Here is an 18,173-nt window from a genome sequence, read left to right as displayed (position 1 = left end):
CGGGCGACACGGCGTTCCGCAGCGCCCGGATGATCATCGCCGACTACTTGAAGGTCGCACAGAAGAAGTTCGCCTCCCGCCTCTGGATCGCATTGCCACTCTTCGCGATCTCATACGTGTTGACGAACATGGACTTCCAGATGCTCTGGCAGTACTTCAACTGGGCGAACCAGACGACGGCCGTCATCGCGCTCTTCGTCGGGGCGATGTACTTGTACATCAAGGGGCGCAACCACTACATCGCGCTCGTCCCGGGCACGTTCATGCTGTACGCGGTCTGGTTCTACATCCTGACGGCGCCGATCGGATTCAAGATGGACGGGCCGATCCCGTACGTCATCGCCACGATCGGCACGGTCACGCTGCTCGTCTTGTTCCACGTGCGCGCGCGGGCGATGCGGGCACAGAATATGGAATGTGACGTTCCAGTGAAAGAAGTCGCATAACGAATCGACATGGGTCCTCGCGACCCATGTTTTTGTTTGCAACAAAATCGGGAAATGACCATACTATAGGAATGGAACTGAAAGGTGGGACTTGAATGGATCAAGAGAAGCTGAAAGACATGCTCCATGCCGATACGCTCGGGGAAGAAATCGCGAGTGCCGTCACGCACGGACTCGGGGTCATCTTTAGTATCGTCGCCCTCGTGTTACTCGTCATGAGCGCAACAGAGACAGGGAGCACATGGAACGTCATCGCGGTGAGCGTATTCGGGGTCTCGATGATCTTACTGTACTTGTTCTCGACGCTCATGCATGCGATTCCGCACCCACGGGCGAAACGAGTGCTCCAAGTGTTTGACCATGCCGGGATTTACTTACTCATCGCCGGCAGCTACACGCCGTTCGCCCTCGTGTCGCTTCAAGGAACGCTCGGCTGGACGTTATTCGGGATTGTCTGGGGTGTCGCGATTTTAGGCATCATTTGGAAGCTGTTCTCGACGGGCAAGTATATGTGGGTGTCGAACGTGACGTATTTAGGACTCGGTTGGATTTGCATCATCGCGATTCGTCCGCTCTATGAGTCGCTCGGCCATACCGGATTTATGCTGCTCCTTGCCGGAGGGATCGCCTATTCGGTCGGGATCGTCTTTTACGTGTGGCAGAAGTTACCGTTCAACCATGCGATTTGGCACTTGTTCGTCCTTGCCGGAAGTGTGTTCGTTTTCCTCAGTATTTTGCTATATGTCGCACCGGCGACAAACCTATGAACGAGACGTCCGAGAGGGCGTCCGTTTTTTTGAAAACTTGGGCAATAAACTGCTGCAAACGGTTACAAAAATACAGACGAATTGACGTTTGTATGTCATAATAATTTCAGACATCGTCATAGAGATAGATGGGTGTAAATGTAAGGGGGAAAAGCAGATGGAAAAAGTGTTGCGCGATGGATTTATTTACATGTCTCAAAACAAAACACTCAACAGTTTGGCTAAAAAATACGGGCTTCGGTTCGGGGCTTCGCGCTTTGTGGCGGGGGAAGATTTCAAGACGTCGGTACCGACGATTCGGGAATTGAACGCGAAAGGATTGTCGGTCACGGTGGACCATTTAGGGGAGTTTATCACGACGGTCGAGGAAGCGACAGAAAATCGGGACGAGATCATTCGGGCGATTGAAATTATGGCAGAAGAGAAGCTCGACGCCTACATGTCGCTCAAGCTGACGTCACTCGGGTTTGATATTTCAGATGAGTTGATCGAAGACAACATGCGTCAGATTTTGACGACTTCACAACGCGTCGGTGTCTTCGTCGCCATCGACATGGAAGACGAGTCGCGCTGCGAGAAGACGCTCGACTTGTTCAAGCGATTGAAGGCGGACTTTGACGGGCTCGGGACGGTCATCCAATCGTACTTGTACCGTTCAGAGGATGACATCAACCATCTCGCACCGCTCAAGCCGAACCTTCGCATCGTCAAAGGTGCCTACAAAGAGCCGGCGACGGTCGCCTTCCCAGAGAAAGAAGACGTCGACCACAACTATTTGAAGCTCGTCAAACTCCATCTTGCGAACGGGAACTACGCCTCGATTGCGACTCATGACGACCATATGATCGATGCCATCATCGAGCATGTGAAACTGAACGACATCCCGCTCGACCAGTTCGAGTTCCAAATGCTTTACGGCATCCGCGTCGAGCGTCAACTCGAGCTCGTCCGCCAAGGATATAAAGTCCGCGTCTACGTGCCATACGGCCGTGACTGGTATGGCTACTTCATGCGCCGCTTGGCGGAACGTCCGGCGAACGTCGCGTTCGTGTTAAAAGGAATGGTGAAGAAATAAGGAAAGCACGAACGTCCGTCGAGGGCGTTCGTGCTTTTTTGATGTGTTCGATACTATTTGATGACATCGATTCGTTCGGCTTTTTCTATAGTGGAAGTGTCTTCAGTGGTAGATTCATCTAACCAAACGTTGACCTCGAGCGGACTGTGAAGTCGTTCGATTCCGTCATTCAAACCGGATACATCTACCCAGACTTGTCCGTTGGTCTGATCCTCGATTAAAATCATCGCTTCCTCAGCGTTCACTTCTATAATCTTCCCTTGAAGATCGACCTCGCTATAATCTATGTCTTGGATGGAAGAACAACCTGCGATTAAACTGAAACAGAGTGGGGCTACAAGAAGCAAACCGGTTCGTCCTTTGAAGAAAGTCGTATCGTTATTCATGGATGGATTCTCCTCTTTCACTCGACGTCAGGAAGCGGATATTCTTCTAAGTCGAATTCATATATCGGATCGATACATTTTAAGACAAAAACGATTCCAATATTGTACCCTGTCATTTTTTCTTGTTCACGCTTGTCTGTAAATGCATTGCTTTCGAACTTCTTCGCAAGTGTTTTCAATAAATGAAGATACTTATCTAGAAACTCGTCTTCCTTCATTTCCTTCATGTCACTCAACATCTCACGATAAGCTAAACGTTCACCTTCGTTATTGTGTTTAAATTCGTTTTGATCGAATATTGGATTTGTTTTTGTGAACTGTATTTTTCGTTCAACAAGATCAATCAATGTGAAGTGTGTCAGTTTTTTATTTTTCATAACTATGACCTTTCCTTTTGAATCAATCTATTCTTTCTTGTTCTCGTTATCGGTAACCCAAAACTCTGGACCGATTTGATCAGACAGCCAAAAGAAAAGCTCTTGATGTTCTTCTGGATGCACATCACGCAGAGCGCCTGGATTAAATAGATATTGTTTATTTTGAATGAAATCTCTTCGGATGAAATCAGCCATATGATACGGACCATATCCGTAAGAAGTATTTACGTCAGGCGAAGGGGGATTTTCCATGCGAATGAACATATGTGTTTGCGCTAAAAATGTAAACATTCGCGCGAGGGCGAGATAGCCTTCGGCGTTGCCGATGAAATTGACGCCTTGTTCGTTCAAATTGATTTCCATTTTGGCATCATGGTCAAAATGAGGATCAAACTCTAAAATGTCTTCGTTGTACTCTTCTTCATGCTCGTCGTCATAATGCTGCTCATTCATAGAGTTCCCTCCACATACTAAAGTCATACGTTTATCGGTGTCGCTAGATGTTTTTCAAGTATCCGGTCGATTTCAGTTTGTTCGACTTCCGTGACTCCGTCTTTCGCCTTCGGAATAATCAGGGCTTCATCTTCTTCGTAATAGAGGAAACGATGCGTCTCATCCTCGTTCACTTTGAGAATAGATGTCCAAGGGACTTGAGTCGTTCGACTGATATTACCACGAACAGCATGCATCTCGATGTAAGTATCATGAAATTGAAGCGTGATGTCCGCCGGCGAGACATGGTCTTTAGTAACTAGACGCCGAATTTGCCTGAGGACGAATGGTGCATATAAATCCTTTAGCAACGGTCTGAGCAACAGCGCGAACAAAATCCCTATACCGATTACAGTAAGTAGAAATAAAGAAAATGACTCAGGGCGAGGTAAAATTAAGATTGTAGCTAAATATCCGAGTAAGAGTGCAGGGGCACTCATAAAAATCAACCATATGTTGCGGCTCTTCTTATGTTGATTAGAATGGTGAATCATGTCCTCTTGAAATGATAGAAAATCTTCAAGCGTCATTTTATACGTGGTGATCATTTAAGGTACTCCTTTTTTCATTCAGTCATCTATGTGTACGTCCGAGAAGAATTAGACCATGTCTATCTTTAAGTGACATCGATAGTTAGGGTGTGATATTTAAGTTTTGTTGTAATAAGTGATTGATCTTATTTTGCTCCGTCTCGCTTAGCGTATGGTGTCGCTTCGGGACAACAATTGTTTCTCTTGCTTCAACATATAGATAATGATTTGTCTCATCGCCACTCACTCGTTCAATCGCTTCCCATGCGACTTGAAGCCGTTTATTTACATTATTGTGAAGAGAGCTGCGCTCAATCCCGTGCTCATTAATATTCAACGTGATGTCACGTGGCCATTTTGTTTCTAGTTTCAGTAAATAGCGGAGTTGCCAAAGTGTGATGTTTACATACGCTTTTTTTAAGAGGGGGAACAATAACAACGCTAAGAACAAACTGGAACCGATGGCGAGTCCGAGGAACAGGGAGGCAGAAATCGTTTGAGGTAACAAAAGGATTGCAAGCAAGAATCCCCATGATACTGTGAGCAACATCAATATAATCGTGACGTGTCTAGCTCTTCTTTTATGGTAATCGGAATTTTCGATGAAGTTTTTCTGTAAGGCGAAAAAGTCATCTTTTGTTAAGTGTAAATGAATCATCAAACGTGAGCTCCTGTCTTTCGTATATTGGTCTGAGCGACCGGACGAATTCCTGAAGACAACGCTAACATAGTATGGGTTAATTTCCCAACAAAAAGACCCAGTGACTGAACACTGGGCCTTTTGACAAGATTATCCGTTAACGACCGTCCCGCCATTGACGTGCATGACTTGTCCGCTGACGTACGTCGAGTCGTCGCTTGCGAGGTAGACGTAAGCTGGGGCGAGCTCTGCCGGTTGACCTGGGCGCTTCATTTCGGCCGAATCACCGAACGTGGCGACTTTTTCCGCCGGGAACGTCGCCGGGATGAGCGGTGTCCAAATCGGACCTGGAGCGACGCCGTTGACACGAATCTTCTTCTCGGCCAAGTTTTTGGCGAGTGAACGCGTGAACGCCGTGATCGCACCTTTTGTCGAAGCGTAATCGATCAACTGGTCATTCCCTTCATACGCTGTGATCGACGTCGTATTGATGATGCTCGCGCCTTCGTTCAAGTAAGGGAGGGCAGCTTTCGTCAAATAGAACATGCTGAAAATGTTCGTCCGGAACGTCTTCTCGAGTTGCTCATCCGAGATGTCGAGGAGCGACTCTTGCGGATGCTGCTCGGCGGCGTTGTTGACGAGAATATCCAAGTGACCGAACGTCTCGAGCGTCTGTTTGACGACGTCTTGACAGAACATTGAATCGCCGAGGTCTCCTTGGAGCAACAGACACGCTTGACCGAGTTCTTCGATGCGTTCTTTCGTCGCCTCGGCGTCCTCTAGCTCGTTTTGGTCTTTATAGACGATGACCGAGTTCGCACCTTCATGGGCGAAGAAGATGGCGACCGATTTCCCGATTCCGGAGTCGCCGCCTGTAATGATGGCAACTTTATCTTGCAACTTCTCGCTTCCTTTATATCCAACACGTTCATAGATTGGGAACGGTTCCATCTTCGAGTCGATGCCCGGCTGATGGGCTTGCTCTTGTCCGTCCTTCTTGAACGATTCAAAATCTTTTCGACTTCCGACTGTGTTTAAACGATTGTCACTCATGTGTACATTCCCCTTTCTAAAATTGACTCTTTCTGTCTATACCACTCGACTCAAAAACTAATCGTTATTTCATGAAATGGAATGAATTTGAAAAATGCGGGCTTGCGAATGAATGTTCATTCATTTATGATAGAAGAGTAAACACGATGGTGATTGCGATTTTTTTTACGCGTGAAATGAATCACTATTCATTCTCATTGAGGGGGGAACAATATGACGAGTCACATCGAACAATCAGCCGACCTCCGTTTGACGAGCAATATCCGTTTTGCGGTCGTCATCGGTTCAGGAGTAATGGGGGCGGGGATTGCGGCTCACTTGGCGAACGCGGGGATTCGTTCGCTCATGCTCGACATCGTACCACGGGAATTGACGGCAAAAGAGGAAGCGAAAGGACTCACGCTCGAGTCTCCAGAAGTACGTAACCGCATCGCTTCGGAGAACCGGCAAAAATTGTTGAAGCAAAACCCGGCACCGCTCGCGACATCGGATCACTTGAACTTCATCGACGTCGGTAATTTAGAAGACGACCTCGAGCGTTTGAGAGAAGCCGACTGGGTCATCGAAGTCGTCGTCGAACGGCTCGACGTGAAACAACAGCTGTTCGAAAAAATCGCACCTTACATCCGCGAAGACGCGATTCTCAGCTCGAACACGTCAGGTATCTCGATCGAGGCGATGGCTAGCGTCCTCCCTGAAGGATTGCAACACCGGTTCCTCGGGACGCACTTCTTCAACCCGCCACGCTATTTGAAATTGCTCGAACTCATCCCGACGGAAAAAACGGCGCGCCCGGTTATCGACTTCATGGCCCGCTTCGCAGAAGACCGTCTCGGGAAAGGTGTTGTCGAAGCGAAAGACACGCCGAACTTCATCGGTAACCGGATCGGGACGTACGGTCTTCTCGTCACGTTCGAGGAGATGTTGAAACAGAACGCTTCAATCGGCGAAATGGACTCGATCACCGGTCCGCTCATCGGTCGACCTAAATCCGCGACGTTCCGCACGCTCGACGTCGTCGGCATCGACACGTTCGTCCATGTCGCCGGAAACGTCTTCGAGACGCTCGACGCCGGTGAGGAGAAAGACACGTTCGACGTCCCGGCCGAGATGAAGACGCTCGTCGAAAAAGGGTGGGTCGGACAAAAGGCCGGCCAAGGCTTCTATAAGAAAGACGGGAAAGTCATCCAGGAATTGAACCTGGGGACGTTCGAATATGAACAATTGAAAGCGATTACAGGTCCGGAACTCGACCAGATTAAATCACTTCCGGGCTCGAAAGCGAAGTTGAAAGGCGCTGTCTTGAACAAAGGACGCATCGGACAATTGCTCTGGCCAATCACAGCGAAGACACTCGCCTACTCGGCACGGCTTACAGGTGAGATCAGTGACTCGATCGTCGCCATCGACGACGCGATGAAGTGGGGCTTCGGTTGGAAGTTCGGACCGTTCGAGACGTGGGATGCGCTCGGGCTTGAAAAATCAGTGGCACGAATGAAACAAGAAGGATATGACGTCCCGGCGTGGATCGACGAGATGCTCGCTGCCGGACATACTTCCTTCTATAAAGGGGACCAGTATTACGATCAAGCGTCTGGGACGTACGTCGAGAAGACCGTCAACCCGAAAGAACTGAAACTCGCACCGCTCGCCAAGTCGAACGGGATCATCCTCGAGAACGGTGGGGCCCGCCTCATCGATATCGGTGACGACGTCGTCGCCCTCGAGTTCACATCGCCGAACAACGCAATCGGCGTCGACATCATGCAGATGATCGAGCAGTCGATCGACCGTGTCGAGCAAGACTTCAAAGGACTCGTCCTCGCCAACGACGGCAAAAACTTCTGTGTCGGCGCGAACCTCGCGATGATGCTCATGGAAGCGGAAGACGAGAACTGGTATGAACTCGACTGGATCATCAATAAATTCCAACAAGTCGTCCAAAAGATTCGCTATGCGGGTCGCCCGGTCGTCGTCGCGCCGTACGGCATGACGCTCGGCGGAGGCACGGAAATTAGCTTGCCTGCAGCCCGCATGCAGACGGCGCTCGAGACGTATATGGGGCTCGTCGAAGTCGGGGTCGGACTCATCCCGGGTGGAGGCGGAAACGTCAACACGTATCGCCGTTTCTTGGAGCAGACGCCGAAGTCGATGCAAAACATCGAGAAGGCGGCGCAACAGACGTTCGAGAACATCGCGATGGCGAAAGTATCGAAGTCGGCGTATGACGCGAAAACACTCGGTTATCACCGGGCGGTCGACGGCATCTCGATGAACCGTGACCACTTGACGTTCGATGCGAAACAAACGGTGCTCGGACTCGCCGACGGTTACACGGCGCCGGTGCGTGAAAAGTTACCGGTCGTCGGACAGACGGGGAAAGCGACGCTTGAACTTGCGGCGTACGAGATGTTCTACGGTGGCTACATTTCAGAGCATGATTTGAAGATTGCGAAAAAACTTGCCCACGTCATCAGCGGCGGCGATTTGGCGTACGGCACGATGGTCGACGAGCAATACTTCCTCGACATCGAGCGCGAGGCGTTCTTGAGCCTCATCGGAGAACCAAAATCGCAGCAACGGATGCAACATATGCTCGTTAAAGGCAAGCCACTTCGGAACTGACAAAAGGGGGATTTCACAGATGAGGGAAGCAGTCATCGTGGCCGGCGCACGGACGCCGGTCGGAAAAGCAAAACGGGGATCGTTCCGAAACGTTCGCTCGGACGAACTTGCCGGACATGCGATCAAAGCGACGCTCGAACGGGCCGGTTATAACGGCCCCATCGACGACGTCATCATGGGATGTGCGATGCCGGAAGCCGAACAAGGGATGAATATCGCCCGCTACGCGGCCGTTCGCGGCGGATTGTCACACGAAGTACCCGCCATCACGATCAACCGCTACTGCTCGTCAGGCCTTCAAGCGATCGCGGACGCGGCAGCGAAGATCATGATCGGTCAAGCGACGGCGGTCATCGCCGGCGGAATGGAATCGATGAGCCTTGTCCCAATGGGGGGACACGTCATCCGTCCAAACCCGACGATCATGGAGACGGCGCCTGAGTACTACATGAGCATGGGTCATACGGCAGAACGGGTCGCGGCCGAGTATAACATCTCGCGCGAAGACCAAGACCGGTTCGCCATCGACAGTCATCAAAAAGCGGCAGCAGCGATCGCGGGCGGCAAGTTTGAAGAAGAGATCGTACCGGTGACCGTCATCGAGCACGTCCTCGGAGAAGACGGAAAAGTCGCGGAACGTGAAGTCGTCGTCAAACATGACGAAGGTGTCCGCGCCGACTCGACCGTCGAAGCGCTCGGCAAGTTGCGCCCGGCCTTCAAAATCAAAGGGTCGGTGACAGCGGGGAACGCGTCGCAAGTATCAGACGGCGCCGCGGCCGTACTCGTCATGGAGCGCGAAGAAGCGGAACGCCAAGGCTTGAAGCCGATGGCGAAGTTCCTCTCATTCGCTGTCGGCGGTGTTCGTCCGGAAGTGATGGGGATCGGTCCGGTCGTCGCCATTCCGAAAGCGCTCGAGATGGCTGGCGTGAAGCTTGAAGAAGTCGGATTGTTCGAGTTGAACGAGGCGTTCGCGAGCCAATCGCTCGGCGTCATCCGCGAACTCGGCATCGACCCGGCGAAAGTGAACGTCAACGGCGGCGCCATCGCCCTCGGACATCCACTCGGCTGTACGGGTGCGAAACTCGCGGTCTCGATCTTGCATGAGATGAAGCGACGCAATGAAAAGTATGGAGTTGTGACGATGTGCATCGGTGGCGGAATGGGTGCTGCTGGCGTCTTCGAATTACTATAAGGGGGAATTGACTATGGAACGGACAGAACACGAATTGATCAAAGGCGGTAGTTTCGTCATCGACGCACTCGACGCGGATCGTCTCTTTACACCGGAAGACTTCTCAGATGAGCATAAGATGATTGGCGACACGACGGCGAGCTTCGTCGACGACCGTGTCATGCCGGTGCTCGGACGGATTGAAAAACACGAGTTCGATCTCTCGGTCGAACTGTTGAAAGAAGCGGGCGAACTCGGATTGCTCGGTGCGGACGTGCCGGAAGAGTACGGCGGCTATCAGCTCGACAAAATCTCGTCATCGATTATCACGGAACGGTTCGCCAAAGCGCGTTCATTCGCTCTCAGCTACGGCGCCCACGTCGGAATCGGGACGCTTCCGATCGTCTTCTTCGGAACGGAAGAGCAAAAGCATAAGTACTTGCCGAAACTCGCGACCGGCGAATGGATCGCGGCATACGCCCTCACTGAGCCAGGCTCAGGGTCAGACGCGCTCGGTGCGAAATCGACGGCCGTCTTGAATGAGGCGGGCACGCATTACGTCTTGAACGGTGAGAAGCAATGGATCACGAACGCCGGCTTTGCCAACGTGTTCGTCGTCTATGCGAAGATCGACGGCGACAAGTTCAGCGCCTTCATCGTCGAGCGCGACTACAACGGCGTCTCGACAGGTGCCGAAGAGCAGAAGATGGGAATCAAAGGTTCATCGACGCGGACGCTCATCTTAGAAGATGTCGAAGTACCAGTCGACAACTTGTTAGGTGAAGTGGGCAAAGGTCACGTCATCGCCTTCAACATCTTGAACGTCGGCCGTTATAAACTCGCTGTCGGCGCGGTCGGTTCGTCGAAGCGCGCGTTCGATCTTTCGGTCCAATACGCGAACGAACGCAAACAGTTCAAGACGCCGATCAGCCAATTCCCGCTCATCCAAGAGAAGTTGGCGACGATGGCGGCGAACATTTACGCGATGGAGAGCTCAGTGTACCGGACGGGAGGCTTGTTCCAAGACAGCCTCGACGCCCTCGGTGACGACAACATGCGTGACGGCTCGAAAGTCGCTCAAGCAATCGCTGAGTACGCGATCGAGTGCTCGCTCAACAAAGTGTTCGCCTCGGAGACGTTCGACTACGTCGTCGACGAAGCGGTCCAAATCCACGGCGGTTACGGCTTCATGACCGAGTACGAAGTCGAAAACTTGTATCGTGACTCACGCATCAACCGCATCTTCGAAGGCACGAACGAGATCAACCGTTTGATCGTGCCAGGCACTCTTCTGAAGAAAGCGATGAAAGGCGACTTGCCTCTCCTCGCGGAAGCACAAAAACTTCAAAAAGAGCTCATGAGCTACATGCCGCAAGAACTTGACGGTTCTCCGCTCGCTCGCGAGAAGATGCTCCTATCGAACATGAAGAAAATCAACTTGATGATCGCCGGAACGGCGGTCCAGAAATATCAGCAAAACCTCCAGAACGAGCAAGAGATCCTCGCGAAGCTCGCCGACATCATCAGCGCCATCTACGCGCTCGAGGCAGCCATCGCCCGGACGGAAAAAGCGATAGGCCGTACCGGCGAGGAGAAGAATGCACAAAAAGTCCGCTACACGGAAATCTTCGCCGAGCAAGTGTTCAAGCAAGTCGAACTGATGGCGAAAGAAGTGTTGTACGCGGCGGCATCAGGCGACGAGCAGCGTATGCTTCTCTCAGCGATGAAGAAGTTCAGCCGCTATCAGCCGATCAACGTCATCGGCACGAAGCGCGAAGTCGCGGCGAGTCTCATCAAAGCGAACAAGTTTATCGTGTGACGAACAAGAGAAGGGGTCGGCCGGACGCGGTCGGCTCTTTCTTTTTTGTGTGCCCGGAACGTACAATGGACGTGGGAGGGATGATGATGAGACGAAACGCATTGCTTGAACGAATGGACGCGATCGGCCGTTCCGTCGCGACGCATGAAGGAACCCTGTTGTTGCTCGCGCTCGGCTCGATTGGTCTTGAAACGGACCGGCTCGACGATTACTCGGACCTCGACTTCTTTTTGATCGTCGAAGACGGACAGAAAGCCCGATTCATCGACGAGTTGGATTGGCTCGAAGTCGAACCGATTGCCTACCGGTTCCAAAACACGAAAGACGGACACAAAATCATGTATGAGGACGGCATTTACGGTGAATTCGCCGTCTTTGAGCTCCATGAGATGGCGTCGATTGCCTACACACCGGGACGCATCATTTGGCAACGGGATGAAGCGCTCGAGGCGTTTGCCACGCCGAACATCATCACACAGGCTGCTGACGCCTCTTATTGCTATGAGGAGGCGCTGACGAACCTATATGTCGGCCTGCTCCGCGAACGACGGGGCGAGCGGCTCGCAGGATTTGAGCTCATCCAAGTCGCGGCCGTCACGAACGTCTTGAAGGCACACGGGGAGATGAGTGACCCGTTCAATCCGACACGTCGGGTCGAAGTGCGGCATCCGGATGTGATTGCGTTCCTCGAGCAAGGGGTACTTGGATATGGACGTTCGGTTGAGGCGGCAGCAGCCATTCTCGCGTATATCGAGGCGCGCCATTCGGTGAACCCGATGCTCAAGAAAGAAATCGAACGGCTGCTTCGGGCGTGATGTCGAGAAACGAGATATGCTACATTAACAGAAGAGGTGATGAATGATGGTGACACTATACGGCTATCCGCCGTGCAGCACATGTAAAAAAGCAGAGAAGTGGTTGAAAGAGAACGGCATCGACTATACATACGTTCATATCGTCGAGGCGACGCCGGCAAAAGACGAGTTGGCCGAGCTGTGGAAACAGTCGGGTCTTCCGCTTAAAAAGTTTTTCAACACGAGCGGACAAGTATATCGCAACGAAGGGATTAAAGATCAGTTGCCGAATTTATCAGAAGACGAACAACTCGAGCTCCTCGCGAGCAATGGTATGCTTTTGAAGCGTCCAATCGTCACGGACGGGGAAAAATCGACGGTCGGTTTTTCGGAAAAGTCGTTTACAGACGTTTGGGGCTAAGTGCTATAATACACGTGTGAGTCTAATTTATTTGAGGGGGAAGTTAGGATGAGCAAAGTACCTGCCAATTTACGTTATTCAAAAGAACACGAATGGGTTGAAGTGAACGGAAGTGTGGCCCGCATCGGGATCACGGATTTCGCACAAAGTGAACTCGGGGACATCGTGTTCGTCGAACTTCCTGAAATCGGGGGGACGATTCTAATCGACGAGCCGTTCGGCTCGGTTGAATCGGTCAAGACGGTGTCAGAGCTTTACGCACCGATCTCTGGTAAGATCACGGCCGTCAACGAATCGCTCGCCGATTCGCCGGAACTCGTCAACGAAGCGCCGTTCGAAGGCGCTTGGATGATCGAAGTCGAGTTGAACGACGCGTCGGACGTCGACAAGCTCATGTCAGCGGAAGAATATGAAGCGATGATCCAAGGCTAAAAGAAAAGCCGGTTTCTCTCATGAGAAGCCGGCTTTTATCGTTTATTCAAAGTCGAGTCGGTAATGTTCCGGACGGATGAGCGGCGTCCGGTTGAACAGTTTGAAGAAGAAGATGCCGAGCGCGATCGGGATCATGCCGAACAAGACGATGACGAGCAGGACGTTGAAGAGGGCGAATCCGCCCGGCATCAAGTGCAACGCGTTGATCGGACCGATGAGACCTGAGACGCCGAACCCGGCACTGATCGGCGTGCCTTCAATCTTTAAGATGCCAGCGAGCGCACCGAGGATGGCCGCGTTCGCGAGCACCGGTAGCATCATGACGGGACGACGGATGAAGTTCGCCATTTGAATTTTTGGCGAGCCGAGGAAGTGCGCGATCGACGTGCCGGTCGCGTTCATCTGCCAGCCGGCGATGGCGAGTCCGAAGCCGGCTGCGACGACACCGAGGTTGGCCGCCCCGGCCGCGACGCCCGATAGACTGATCGCCGTGGCGATCCCGACCGTCGAAATCGGTGAGACGATGATGAGCGAGAACGCCATCGCGATCAAGATGCCCATGACGACCGGCTGAAGTTCAGTCATCGTCATGATGATCGACCCGATGTACGTCGTGATTTGCGAGATGTACGTGAGCAGGAACGACCCGATACCGCCTGCGATGACAATGACCGTCATCGGTAAGACGAGCACCGTGTATGTTTTCAAGCGCGGCGTCAGCTGCATGACAAGGAATGTCGAAAGGGCTGCTGTCACGCCGGCCGTGATGACGTCACCGATCCCGGCCATGAGGAACGCGCCTTCTTCGATGCGGATGGCCCCGCTTCCGACGTAAGTCGCGATGGCGATCGTCCCGGCTTCAAGCGTCGAGCGACCGAACTGCATGGCGACCGCCAACCCGATGATGGCGGGGAGGAGCCGCATCGCGATCGTCGTCGCATCTAAGATGAACTGAAGCGACGGAAAATACGGCAAGATGGCTTTCGTCAATTCACCGAGCAACGCGCTCGGAATGAGGGCGATCAAAATGGCAAGGCTGAGTCCGTTCAATACGTTCATCAAGAACTGTTTTCCGGTAAGTTTCTCTTCCGTCATGTCTTCTTCACCTGTCCTTCTCTTTTACTGTTATGTACAAAAGCGTTAAAGTTATTGACCATACTATGCCTCTTTCACTCGAGCGTCAACAGGAAAAAGAAAACTATTCAGAATTTTTTCAAAACGAGCACAACTTTTGAATGTCTGGGCGAAGCTTCATATAATCAGTAGAGAGGTGAGAGACATGATGACAGACGGATTGTTATATATATACGCCCCGATGTGTGGTACATGCGCTGTGGCGGAACGTATGCTCACGGTCGTCGAGGCGATCGACCAGGAACTCAAGATTGAAAAACGCGATGCGAACTTTATCCCGCAAGAGCTCGAGGCGTATCAAGTGATGAGCGTACCGGCGCTGTTGAAGCTTGAAAATGGCCAGGTCACGGATCGGCTTTACGCGTTCCAAAACGTGCAACACATCCTTTCCTTCGTCCAATGACGGAGGAACATTAGAATAATCTGAAAATTTTAAATAATCAGTTGACACAGAAAGTTCACGAATGGTATATTCATTACAACATCTTACTTGAACACAAAAATAGGACGCGATTTACTCGCAATCAAGACGTTCGCACATCGCCGAACCATTCGCTTACGCGATTTTAAGTGGACCTTCCCTTCGATTGTCCCCCAAAAAAATCAAGCGAAGGAATACCGACCGCGTAACTGTTCGGTACATGTGAGGATTGGGTGATTGACGAGCGAAATCCCCCATACTAAGGATGAATGCTCTGATCGGGCAAAAGGGGTTCATCTATGGGTTGTCCTTCCTGTGACTCAAGGTGCTACGTTCTGTGTCGTCTTCGGGCGGCACCTTTTTTTGTTTTATCGGAGAAAAATAGTTTGACATGAAAATAATGTGTCGCTATGATAAAGCTAATCGAATAAACAACACTCTTATCAAGAGAGGCTGAGGGACTGGCCCTATGACGCCCAGCAACCGCGGAGCAATCCGAAATGGTGCTAATTCCAGCAAGGTGAGAACCTTGGAAGATGAGAGCAATCGTTGTCCGTACCGATAAAGTACGCACGTTTGCTCAAACGTGCGTACTTTTTTTGTTGTCAGGAGGGAAAGGGATTGATTCAACTACGTAATGTGGCCAAATGGTTCGACACGAAGAACGGTCGAGTCCAGGCGGTCGATGATGTGTCGCTTACAATCGAAAGCGGCGAAATTTTTGGAATAATCGGATATTCAGGGGCGGGGAAATCGACGCTCATCCGGTTGCTCAACCGGCTCGAGTCGCCATCGAGCGGTTCGATCGAGGTAGCAGGGAGCGAACTCACGAAGCTGAGCCCGAAAGAGTTACGAGGTATTCGTAAAAACGTCTCAATGGTGTTCCAGCACTTCAATCTACTATGGTCGCGCACGGTCGCTGAGAACATCAGCTTCCCGCTCGAACTCATCGGGGTACCGGCTAGCGAGCGGAAACGCCGCGTCGAAGAGCTCGTCGACCTCGTCGGATTGACAGGTCGAGAAGACAGCTATCCATCCCAATTGTCGGGTGGTCAAAAGCAGCGAGTCGGGATTGCCCGTGCGCTCGCTACGAATCCAGAAGTGCTCCTCTGCGATGAAGCGACGAGCGCGCTCGACCCGAAGACGACCGATTCGATTCTCGAGTTGCTCGTCAGCATTAACAAGAAGCTCGGCTTGACGATCGTCCTCATCACCCACGAGATGCACGTCATCCAAAAGATTTGCCATCGCGTCGCCGTCATGGAAGCAGGGAAAGTCGTCGAGATCGGGCAAGTCGCTGACGTGTTCCAACATCCGGAACAGCCGATCACGAAAGAGTTCGTCAAACAGATCGGCGCCGTCGACGACATGTCGCTCACGTTCGAGCACTTGAAGGCGCGGTATCCGAGCGGTCAAATCGTCAAGCTGAAGTTTTTGAACGAGACGGCCGAACAGCCGATCCTTTCAGACGTCTTGAAGACGCATGATATCGGCTTCAACATCATCGGCGGGAACGTGACGCAGTCGCAAGTCGGCGCGCTCGGAACGCTATTCATTCAATTGATCGGGGAGCCGGCTGAAGTCGAGCGGGCCATCGCCTCTATCCGATCACAGGCAGTCGAAGTGGAGGTGGAGAACGATGTTTCCTAACGTAGACTGGGAAATCATGCTCGAAGAGACGTGGCAGACGATTTATATGACGCTCGTCGCCGGTGGCGCGACGTTTGCTTTCGGTCTTGCCCTCGGGATGATCTTATATGTAACAAATGAACCGCTCATGATGAAAAATCGGACGATTTACACGATCGTCAGCGCGTTCGTCAACGTCTTCCGTTCGATCCCGTTCATCATTTTAATCATCTTGCTCATCCCGTTCACGAAAATCGTCGTCGGGACGATTCTCGGGTCGACGGCGGCACTCCCGGCGCTCATCATCGGGGCGGCCCCGTTCTATGCCCGGATGGTCGAACTCGCCCTTCGTGAAATCGACCGCGGCGTCATCGAGGCGGCCGAGTCGATGGGGGCGACGAAATGGCAAATCATCTATAAAGTGTTATTCCCAGAGGCGCTCCCGGCCATCGTGTCGGGGATCACGGTCACACTCGTCGCGATCGTCGGCTATACGGCCATGGCGGGTGTCGTCGGTGGCGGCGGGCTCGGGAACTTGGCGTTCCTCGACGGGTTCCAACGGTCACGTAACGATGTGACGTTCGTTGCGACCGTCCTCATCTTAGTCATCGTCTTCGTCATCCAGTTCATCGGAGACCGACTCGTCACAAGAATTGATAAGCGTTCGGCTTAATCACATAAAAAAACATTTGGAGGGTTCACACATGAAATCATGGAAAACAGTACTCGGTTTAACGGCAGCATCAGCACTCACAATTCTCGCGGCTTGCGGCGGGGATTCAGAATCAGGATCAGGGGACGACAAGACGCTCGTCATCGGCGCATCGAACGTGCCGCACGCGGAAATTTTAGAGCACGTCAAAGACGAATATGAAGCAAAAGGCTACAAGCTTGAAATCACGAAGTTCCAAGATTACGTTCTCCCGAACAAGACGCTCGCGGACGGTGAGCTCGACGCGAACTACTTCCAACACGAGCCGTACCTCGAGTCGCAAATGGCTGAAAACAAAGATTATAAATTCGCTTCAGCCGGCGGCGTCCACATCGAGCCGATCGGTGTCTACTCGCAAGACTACGCGTCACTCGATGAGCTTCCGGACGGTGCCGAGATCATCATGAGCTCATCGGTCGCCGATCACGGCCGCATCCTTACGATGCTTCAATCGGAAGGATTGATCACGCTCGCTGAAGGCAAAACGGTCGATGCGACGGTCGCTGATATCGTCGACAACCCGAAAAACTTGACGTTCAAGACGAACGTCGAAGCGGCCCTTCTCCCGCAAGCGTACAACAACGGTGAAGGCGATGCGGTCCTCATCAACACGAACTACGCGATTGATGCCGGCCTCAACCCGCTCGAAGACGCGATCGCCCTCGAAGGCGAAGATTCACCGTACGTCAACTTGATCGTCACACGTGAAGGCGACGAAGATGACGAGCGCGTCAAGGCACTTCTTGAAGTGTTGACGTCCGAAGAGACACAACAGTGGATCTTAGACGAGTACAAAGGTGCGGTCGTACCGGTTAAATAATGATTGATCGACAGGTCCGGGACATCCCGGGCCTTTTTTGTTTGCAGTAGTGTTCTTTCATGAAGAGAAGTAAACTATTTATATGTAGAAAAAGGGGGGATCCGGATGAAAATCAGACAGATTCATCCGCTGACGCTAGGCGTCTTGTTCGGTACATTTTTTGCACGGCTGTCGACGTTTTTTGTCATGCCGTTTTTTGCGATTTATCTCGCGACGCTCGGTTTTTCAGCAAGCGTGATCGGGACGGTGTTCGCCGTCTCGGCCATGTCCGGTTTATTTATGAGCTTTTTCGGAGGGACGCTGTCTGACCGATACGGGCGCAAACAGCTCATGCTCATCGGCATCGGTTTGAACGCGCTCACGTTCACGGGCTTCGCGCTCGCGACCGAGCTCGTCTGGTTTTACATATTCTCTGTATTGATGGGAGTA

General features: G+C 52.0%; 20 protein-coding genes, 1 pseudogene and 1 riboswitch. Of the genes and pseudogenes, 14 read left to right on the top strand and 7 right to left on the bottom strand.

Annotated features, from left to right (window positions below; genetic code table 11):
- The 3 genes and pseudogenes from JJU47_RS12645 to JJU47_RS12635 form a co-directional block, all read left to right on the top strand.
- A pseudogene (locus JJU47_RS12645) lies at positions 1–446 on the top strand (carbon starvation CstA family protein); the annotation flags it as partial.
- Between the two features lie 95 nt (positions 447–541).
- The gene (gene trhA, locus JJU47_RS12640; protein WP_228620053.1) at positions 542–1,213 is read left to right on the top strand and encodes a PAQR family membrane homeostasis protein TrhA; all 672 of its coding nucleotides are present in this window, start codon (positions 542–544) and stop codon (positions 1,211–1,213) included.
- Positions 1,214–1,370: 157 nt separating this feature from the next.
- On the top strand, positions 1,371–2,288 hold the full coding sequence (locus tag JJU47_RS12635) for a proline dehydrogenase family protein (RefSeq protein ID WP_228620050.1): 918 nt from the start codon (positions 1,371–1,373) through the stop codon (positions 2,286–2,288).
- Between the two features lie 53 nt (positions 2,289–2,341).
- Here JJU47_RS12635 and JJU47_RS12630 read toward each other — a convergent pair whose 3' ends face one another.
- The 6 genes from JJU47_RS12630 to JJU47_RS12605 all read right to left on the bottom strand — a co-directional run bounded on the left by JJU47_RS12630 (position 2,342) and on the right by JJU47_RS12605 (position 5,766).
- Positions 2,342–2,674: a hypothetical protein gene (locus JJU47_RS12630; RefSeq protein ID WP_228620048.1), complete on the bottom strand. Its 333-nt coding sequence runs from the start codon at positions 2,672–2,674 to the stop codon at positions 2,342–2,344.
- Positions 2,675–2,691: 17 nt separating this feature from the next.
- Entirely contained in the window at positions 2,692–3,051 is a 360-nt protein-coding gene (locus JJU47_RS12625) for a hypothetical protein (RefSeq protein ID WP_228620045.1), read from the bottom strand.
- A gap of 27 nt (positions 3,052–3,078) precedes the next feature.
- Entirely contained in the window at positions 3,079–3,504 is a 426-nt protein-coding gene (locus JJU47_RS12620) for a hypothetical protein (protein ID WP_228620043.1), read from the bottom strand.
- Between the two features lie 23 nt (positions 3,505–3,527).
- Complete coding sequence (locus tag JJU47_RS12615; protein ID WP_228620041.1) at positions 3,528–4,091, bottom strand: YcxB family protein; 564 nt, start codon at positions 4,089–4,091, stop codon at positions 3,528–3,530.
- A gap of 85 nt (positions 4,092–4,176) precedes the next feature.
- Positions 4,177–4,731, bottom strand: a complete 555-nt coding sequence (locus JJU47_RS12610; RefSeq protein ID WP_228620038.1) for a hypothetical protein — start codon at positions 4,729–4,731, stop codon at positions 4,177–4,179.
- Positions 4,732–4,863: 132 nt separating this feature from the next.
- Positions 4,864–5,766, bottom strand: a complete 903-nt coding sequence (locus tag JJU47_RS12605; protein WP_228620036.1) for an SDR family oxidoreductase — start codon at positions 5,764–5,766, stop codon at positions 4,864–4,866.
- Positions 5,767–5,979: 213 nt separating this feature from the next.
- Here JJU47_RS12605 and JJU47_RS12600 point away from each other — a divergent pair, with 213 nt between their 5' ends.
- The 6 genes from JJU47_RS12600 to gcvH all read left to right on the top strand — a co-directional run bounded on the left by JJU47_RS12600 (position 5,980) and on the right by gcvH (position 13,028).
- Positions 5,980–8,391, top strand: coding sequence for a 3-hydroxyacyl-CoA dehydrogenase/enoyl-CoA hydratase family protein (locus JJU47_RS12600; RefSeq protein ID WP_228620034.1), 2,412 nt, complete (start codon positions 5,980–5,982; stop codon positions 8,389–8,391).
- 19 nt (positions 8,392–8,410) lie between these two features.
- A complete protein-coding gene (locus JJU47_RS12595; RefSeq protein WP_228620032.1) occupies positions 8,411–9,583 on the top strand; it encodes an acetyl-CoA C-acetyltransferase in 1,173 nt (390 codons plus the stop codon).
- A gap of 13 nt (positions 9,584–9,596) precedes the next feature.
- A complete protein-coding gene (locus JJU47_RS12590) occupies positions 9,597–11,381 on the top strand; it encodes an acyl-CoA dehydrogenase family protein (RefSeq protein ID WP_228620029.1) in 1,785 nt (594 codons plus the stop codon).
- 86 nt (positions 11,382–11,467) lie between these two features.
- Entirely contained in the window at positions 11,468–12,196 is a 729-nt protein-coding gene (locus tag JJU47_RS12585; protein ID WP_228620026.1) for a hypothetical protein, read from the top strand.
- Between the two features lie 46 nt (positions 12,197–12,242).
- Positions 12,243–12,596 (top strand): arsenate reductase family protein, encoded by a 354-nt coding sequence (locus tag JJU47_RS12580; protein WP_228620056.1) that lies wholly within the window; start codon positions 12,243–12,245, stop codon positions 12,594–12,596.
- Positions 12,597–12,644: 48 nt separating this feature from the next.
- Positions 12,645–13,028 (top strand): glycine cleavage system protein GcvH, encoded by a 384-nt coding sequence (gcvH, locus tag JJU47_RS12575; RefSeq protein WP_024372289.1) that lies wholly within the window; start codon positions 12,645–12,647, stop codon positions 13,026–13,028.
- 42 nt (positions 13,029–13,070) lie between these two features.
- Here gcvH and JJU47_RS12570 read toward each other — a convergent pair whose 3' ends face one another.
- Positions 13,071–14,123 (bottom strand): PTS sugar transporter subunit IIC, encoded by a 1,053-nt coding sequence (locus JJU47_RS12570; protein WP_228620023.1) that lies wholly within the window; start codon positions 14,121–14,123, stop codon positions 13,071–13,073.
- Positions 14,124–14,307: 184 nt separating this feature from the next.
- Between JJU47_RS12570 and JJU47_RS12565 the strand changes: the two genes are divergently transcribed.
- The 5 genes from JJU47_RS12565 to JJU47_RS12545 form a co-directional block, all read left to right on the top strand.
- Complete coding sequence (locus JJU47_RS12565; RefSeq protein WP_228620021.1) at positions 14,308–14,565, top strand: thioredoxin family protein; 258 nt, start codon at positions 14,308–14,310, stop codon at positions 14,563–14,565.
- Between the two features lie 455 nt (positions 14,566–15,020).
- Positions 15,021–15,126: riboswitch (SAM riboswitch) on the top strand.
- 78 nt (positions 15,127–15,204) lie between these two features.
- Positions 15,205–16,233, top strand: coding sequence for a methionine ABC transporter ATP-binding protein (locus JJU47_RS12560; protein ID WP_228620018.1), 1,029 nt, complete (start codon positions 15,205–15,207; stop codon positions 16,231–16,233).
- Entirely contained in the window at positions 16,223–16,885 is a 663-nt protein-coding gene (locus JJU47_RS12555) for a methionine ABC transporter permease (RefSeq protein ID WP_228620015.1), read from the top strand. The genes JJU47_RS12560 and JJU47_RS12555 overlap by 11 nt, the downstream gene beginning before the upstream one ends.
- A gap of 31 nt (positions 16,886–16,916) precedes the next feature.
- A complete protein-coding gene (locus JJU47_RS12550) occupies positions 16,917–17,744 on the top strand; it encodes a MetQ/NlpA family ABC transporter substrate-binding protein (RefSeq protein ID WP_228620013.1) in 828 nt (275 codons plus the stop codon).
- A gap of 105 nt (positions 17,745–17,849) precedes the next feature.
- Positions 17,850–18,173: MFS transporter (locus JJU47_RS12545; protein ID WP_228620011.1), on the top strand; the 324-nt coding region annotated here is incomplete at its 3' end.

It is taken from the genome of Exiguobacterium sp. (assembly GCF_020832205.1).
Taxonomy (GTDB): Bacteria; Bacillota; Bacilli; order Exiguobacteriales; family Exiguobacteriaceae; genus Exiguobacterium.
The sequence above is the reverse complement of the archived record's forward strand: the minus strand, read 5'-3'. Positions and strand labels throughout refer to the sequence as shown.

What these genes read in the sequence shown, in the direction of transcription:
- JJU47_RS12550 (WP_228620013.1), top strand. Translation starts at nt 16,917, where the DNA reads ATGAAATCATGGAAAACAGTACTCGGTTTAACGGCAGCATCAGCACTC.
- JJU47_RS12625 (WP_228620045.1), bottom strand. Translation starts at nt 3,051, where the DNA reads ATGAAAAATAAAAAACTGACACACTTCACATTGATTGATCTTGTTGAA.
- JJU47_RS12565 (WP_228620021.1), top strand. Translation starts at nt 14,308, where the DNA reads ATGATGACAGACGGATTGTTATATATATACGCCCCGATGTGTGGTACA.
- JJU47_RS12615 (WP_228620041.1), bottom strand. Translation starts at nt 4,091, where the DNA reads ATGATCACCACGTATAAAATGACGCTTGAAGATTTTCTATCATTTCAA.
- JJU47_RS12585 (WP_228620026.1), top strand. Translation starts at nt 11,468, where the DNA reads ATGAGACGAAACGCATTGCTTGAACGAATGGACGCGATCGGCCGTTCC.
- JJU47_RS12630 (WP_228620048.1), bottom strand. Translation starts at nt 2,674, where the DNA reads ATGAATAACGATACGACTTTCTTCAAAGGACGAACCGGTTTGCTTCTT.
- JJU47_RS12605 (WP_228620036.1), bottom strand. Translation starts at nt 5,766, where the DNA reads ATGAGTGACAATCGTTTAAACACAGTCGGAAGTCGAAAAGATTTTGAA.
- JJU47_RS12590 (WP_228620029.1), top strand. Translation starts at nt 9,597, where the DNA reads ATGGAACGGACAGAACACGAATTGATCAAAGGCGGTAGTTTCGTCATC.
- JJU47_RS12635 (WP_228620050.1), top strand. Translation starts at nt 1,371, where the DNA reads ATGGAAAAAGTGTTGCGCGATGGATTTATTTACATGTCTCAAAACAAA.
- trhA (WP_228620053.1), top strand. Translation starts at nt 542, where the DNA reads ATGGATCAAGAGAAGCTGAAAGACATGCTCCATGCCGATACGCTCGGG.
- JJU47_RS12580 (WP_228620056.1), top strand. Translation starts at nt 12,243, where the DNA reads ATGGTGACACTATACGGCTATCCGCCGTGCAGCACATGTAAAAAAGCA.
- JJU47_RS12595 (WP_228620032.1), top strand. Translation starts at nt 8,411, where the DNA reads ATGAGGGAAGCAGTCATCGTGGCCGGCGCACGGACGCCGGTCGGAAAA.
- JJU47_RS12620 (WP_228620043.1), bottom strand. Translation starts at nt 3,504, where the DNA reads ATGAATGAGCAGCATTATGACGACGAGCATGAAGAAGAGTACAACGAA.
- JJU47_RS12600 (WP_228620034.1), top strand. Translation starts at nt 5,980, where the DNA reads ATGACGAGTCACATCGAACAATCAGCCGACCTCCGTTTGACGAGCAAT.
- JJU47_RS12610 (WP_228620038.1), bottom strand. Translation starts at nt 4,731, where the DNA reads ATGATTCATTTACACTTAACAAAAGATGACTTTTTCGCCTTACAGAAA.
- JJU47_RS12555 (WP_228620015.1), top strand. Translation starts at nt 16,223, where the DNA reads ATGTTTCCTAACGTAGACTGGGAAATCATGCTCGAAGAGACGTGGCAG.
- JJU47_RS12570 (WP_228620023.1), bottom strand. Translation starts at nt 14,123, where the DNA reads ATGACGGAAGAGAAACTTACCGGAAAACAGTTCTTGATGAACGTATTG.
- gcvH (WP_024372289.1), top strand. Translation starts at nt 12,645, where the DNA reads ATGAGCAAAGTACCTGCCAATTTACGTTATTCAAAAGAACACGAATGG.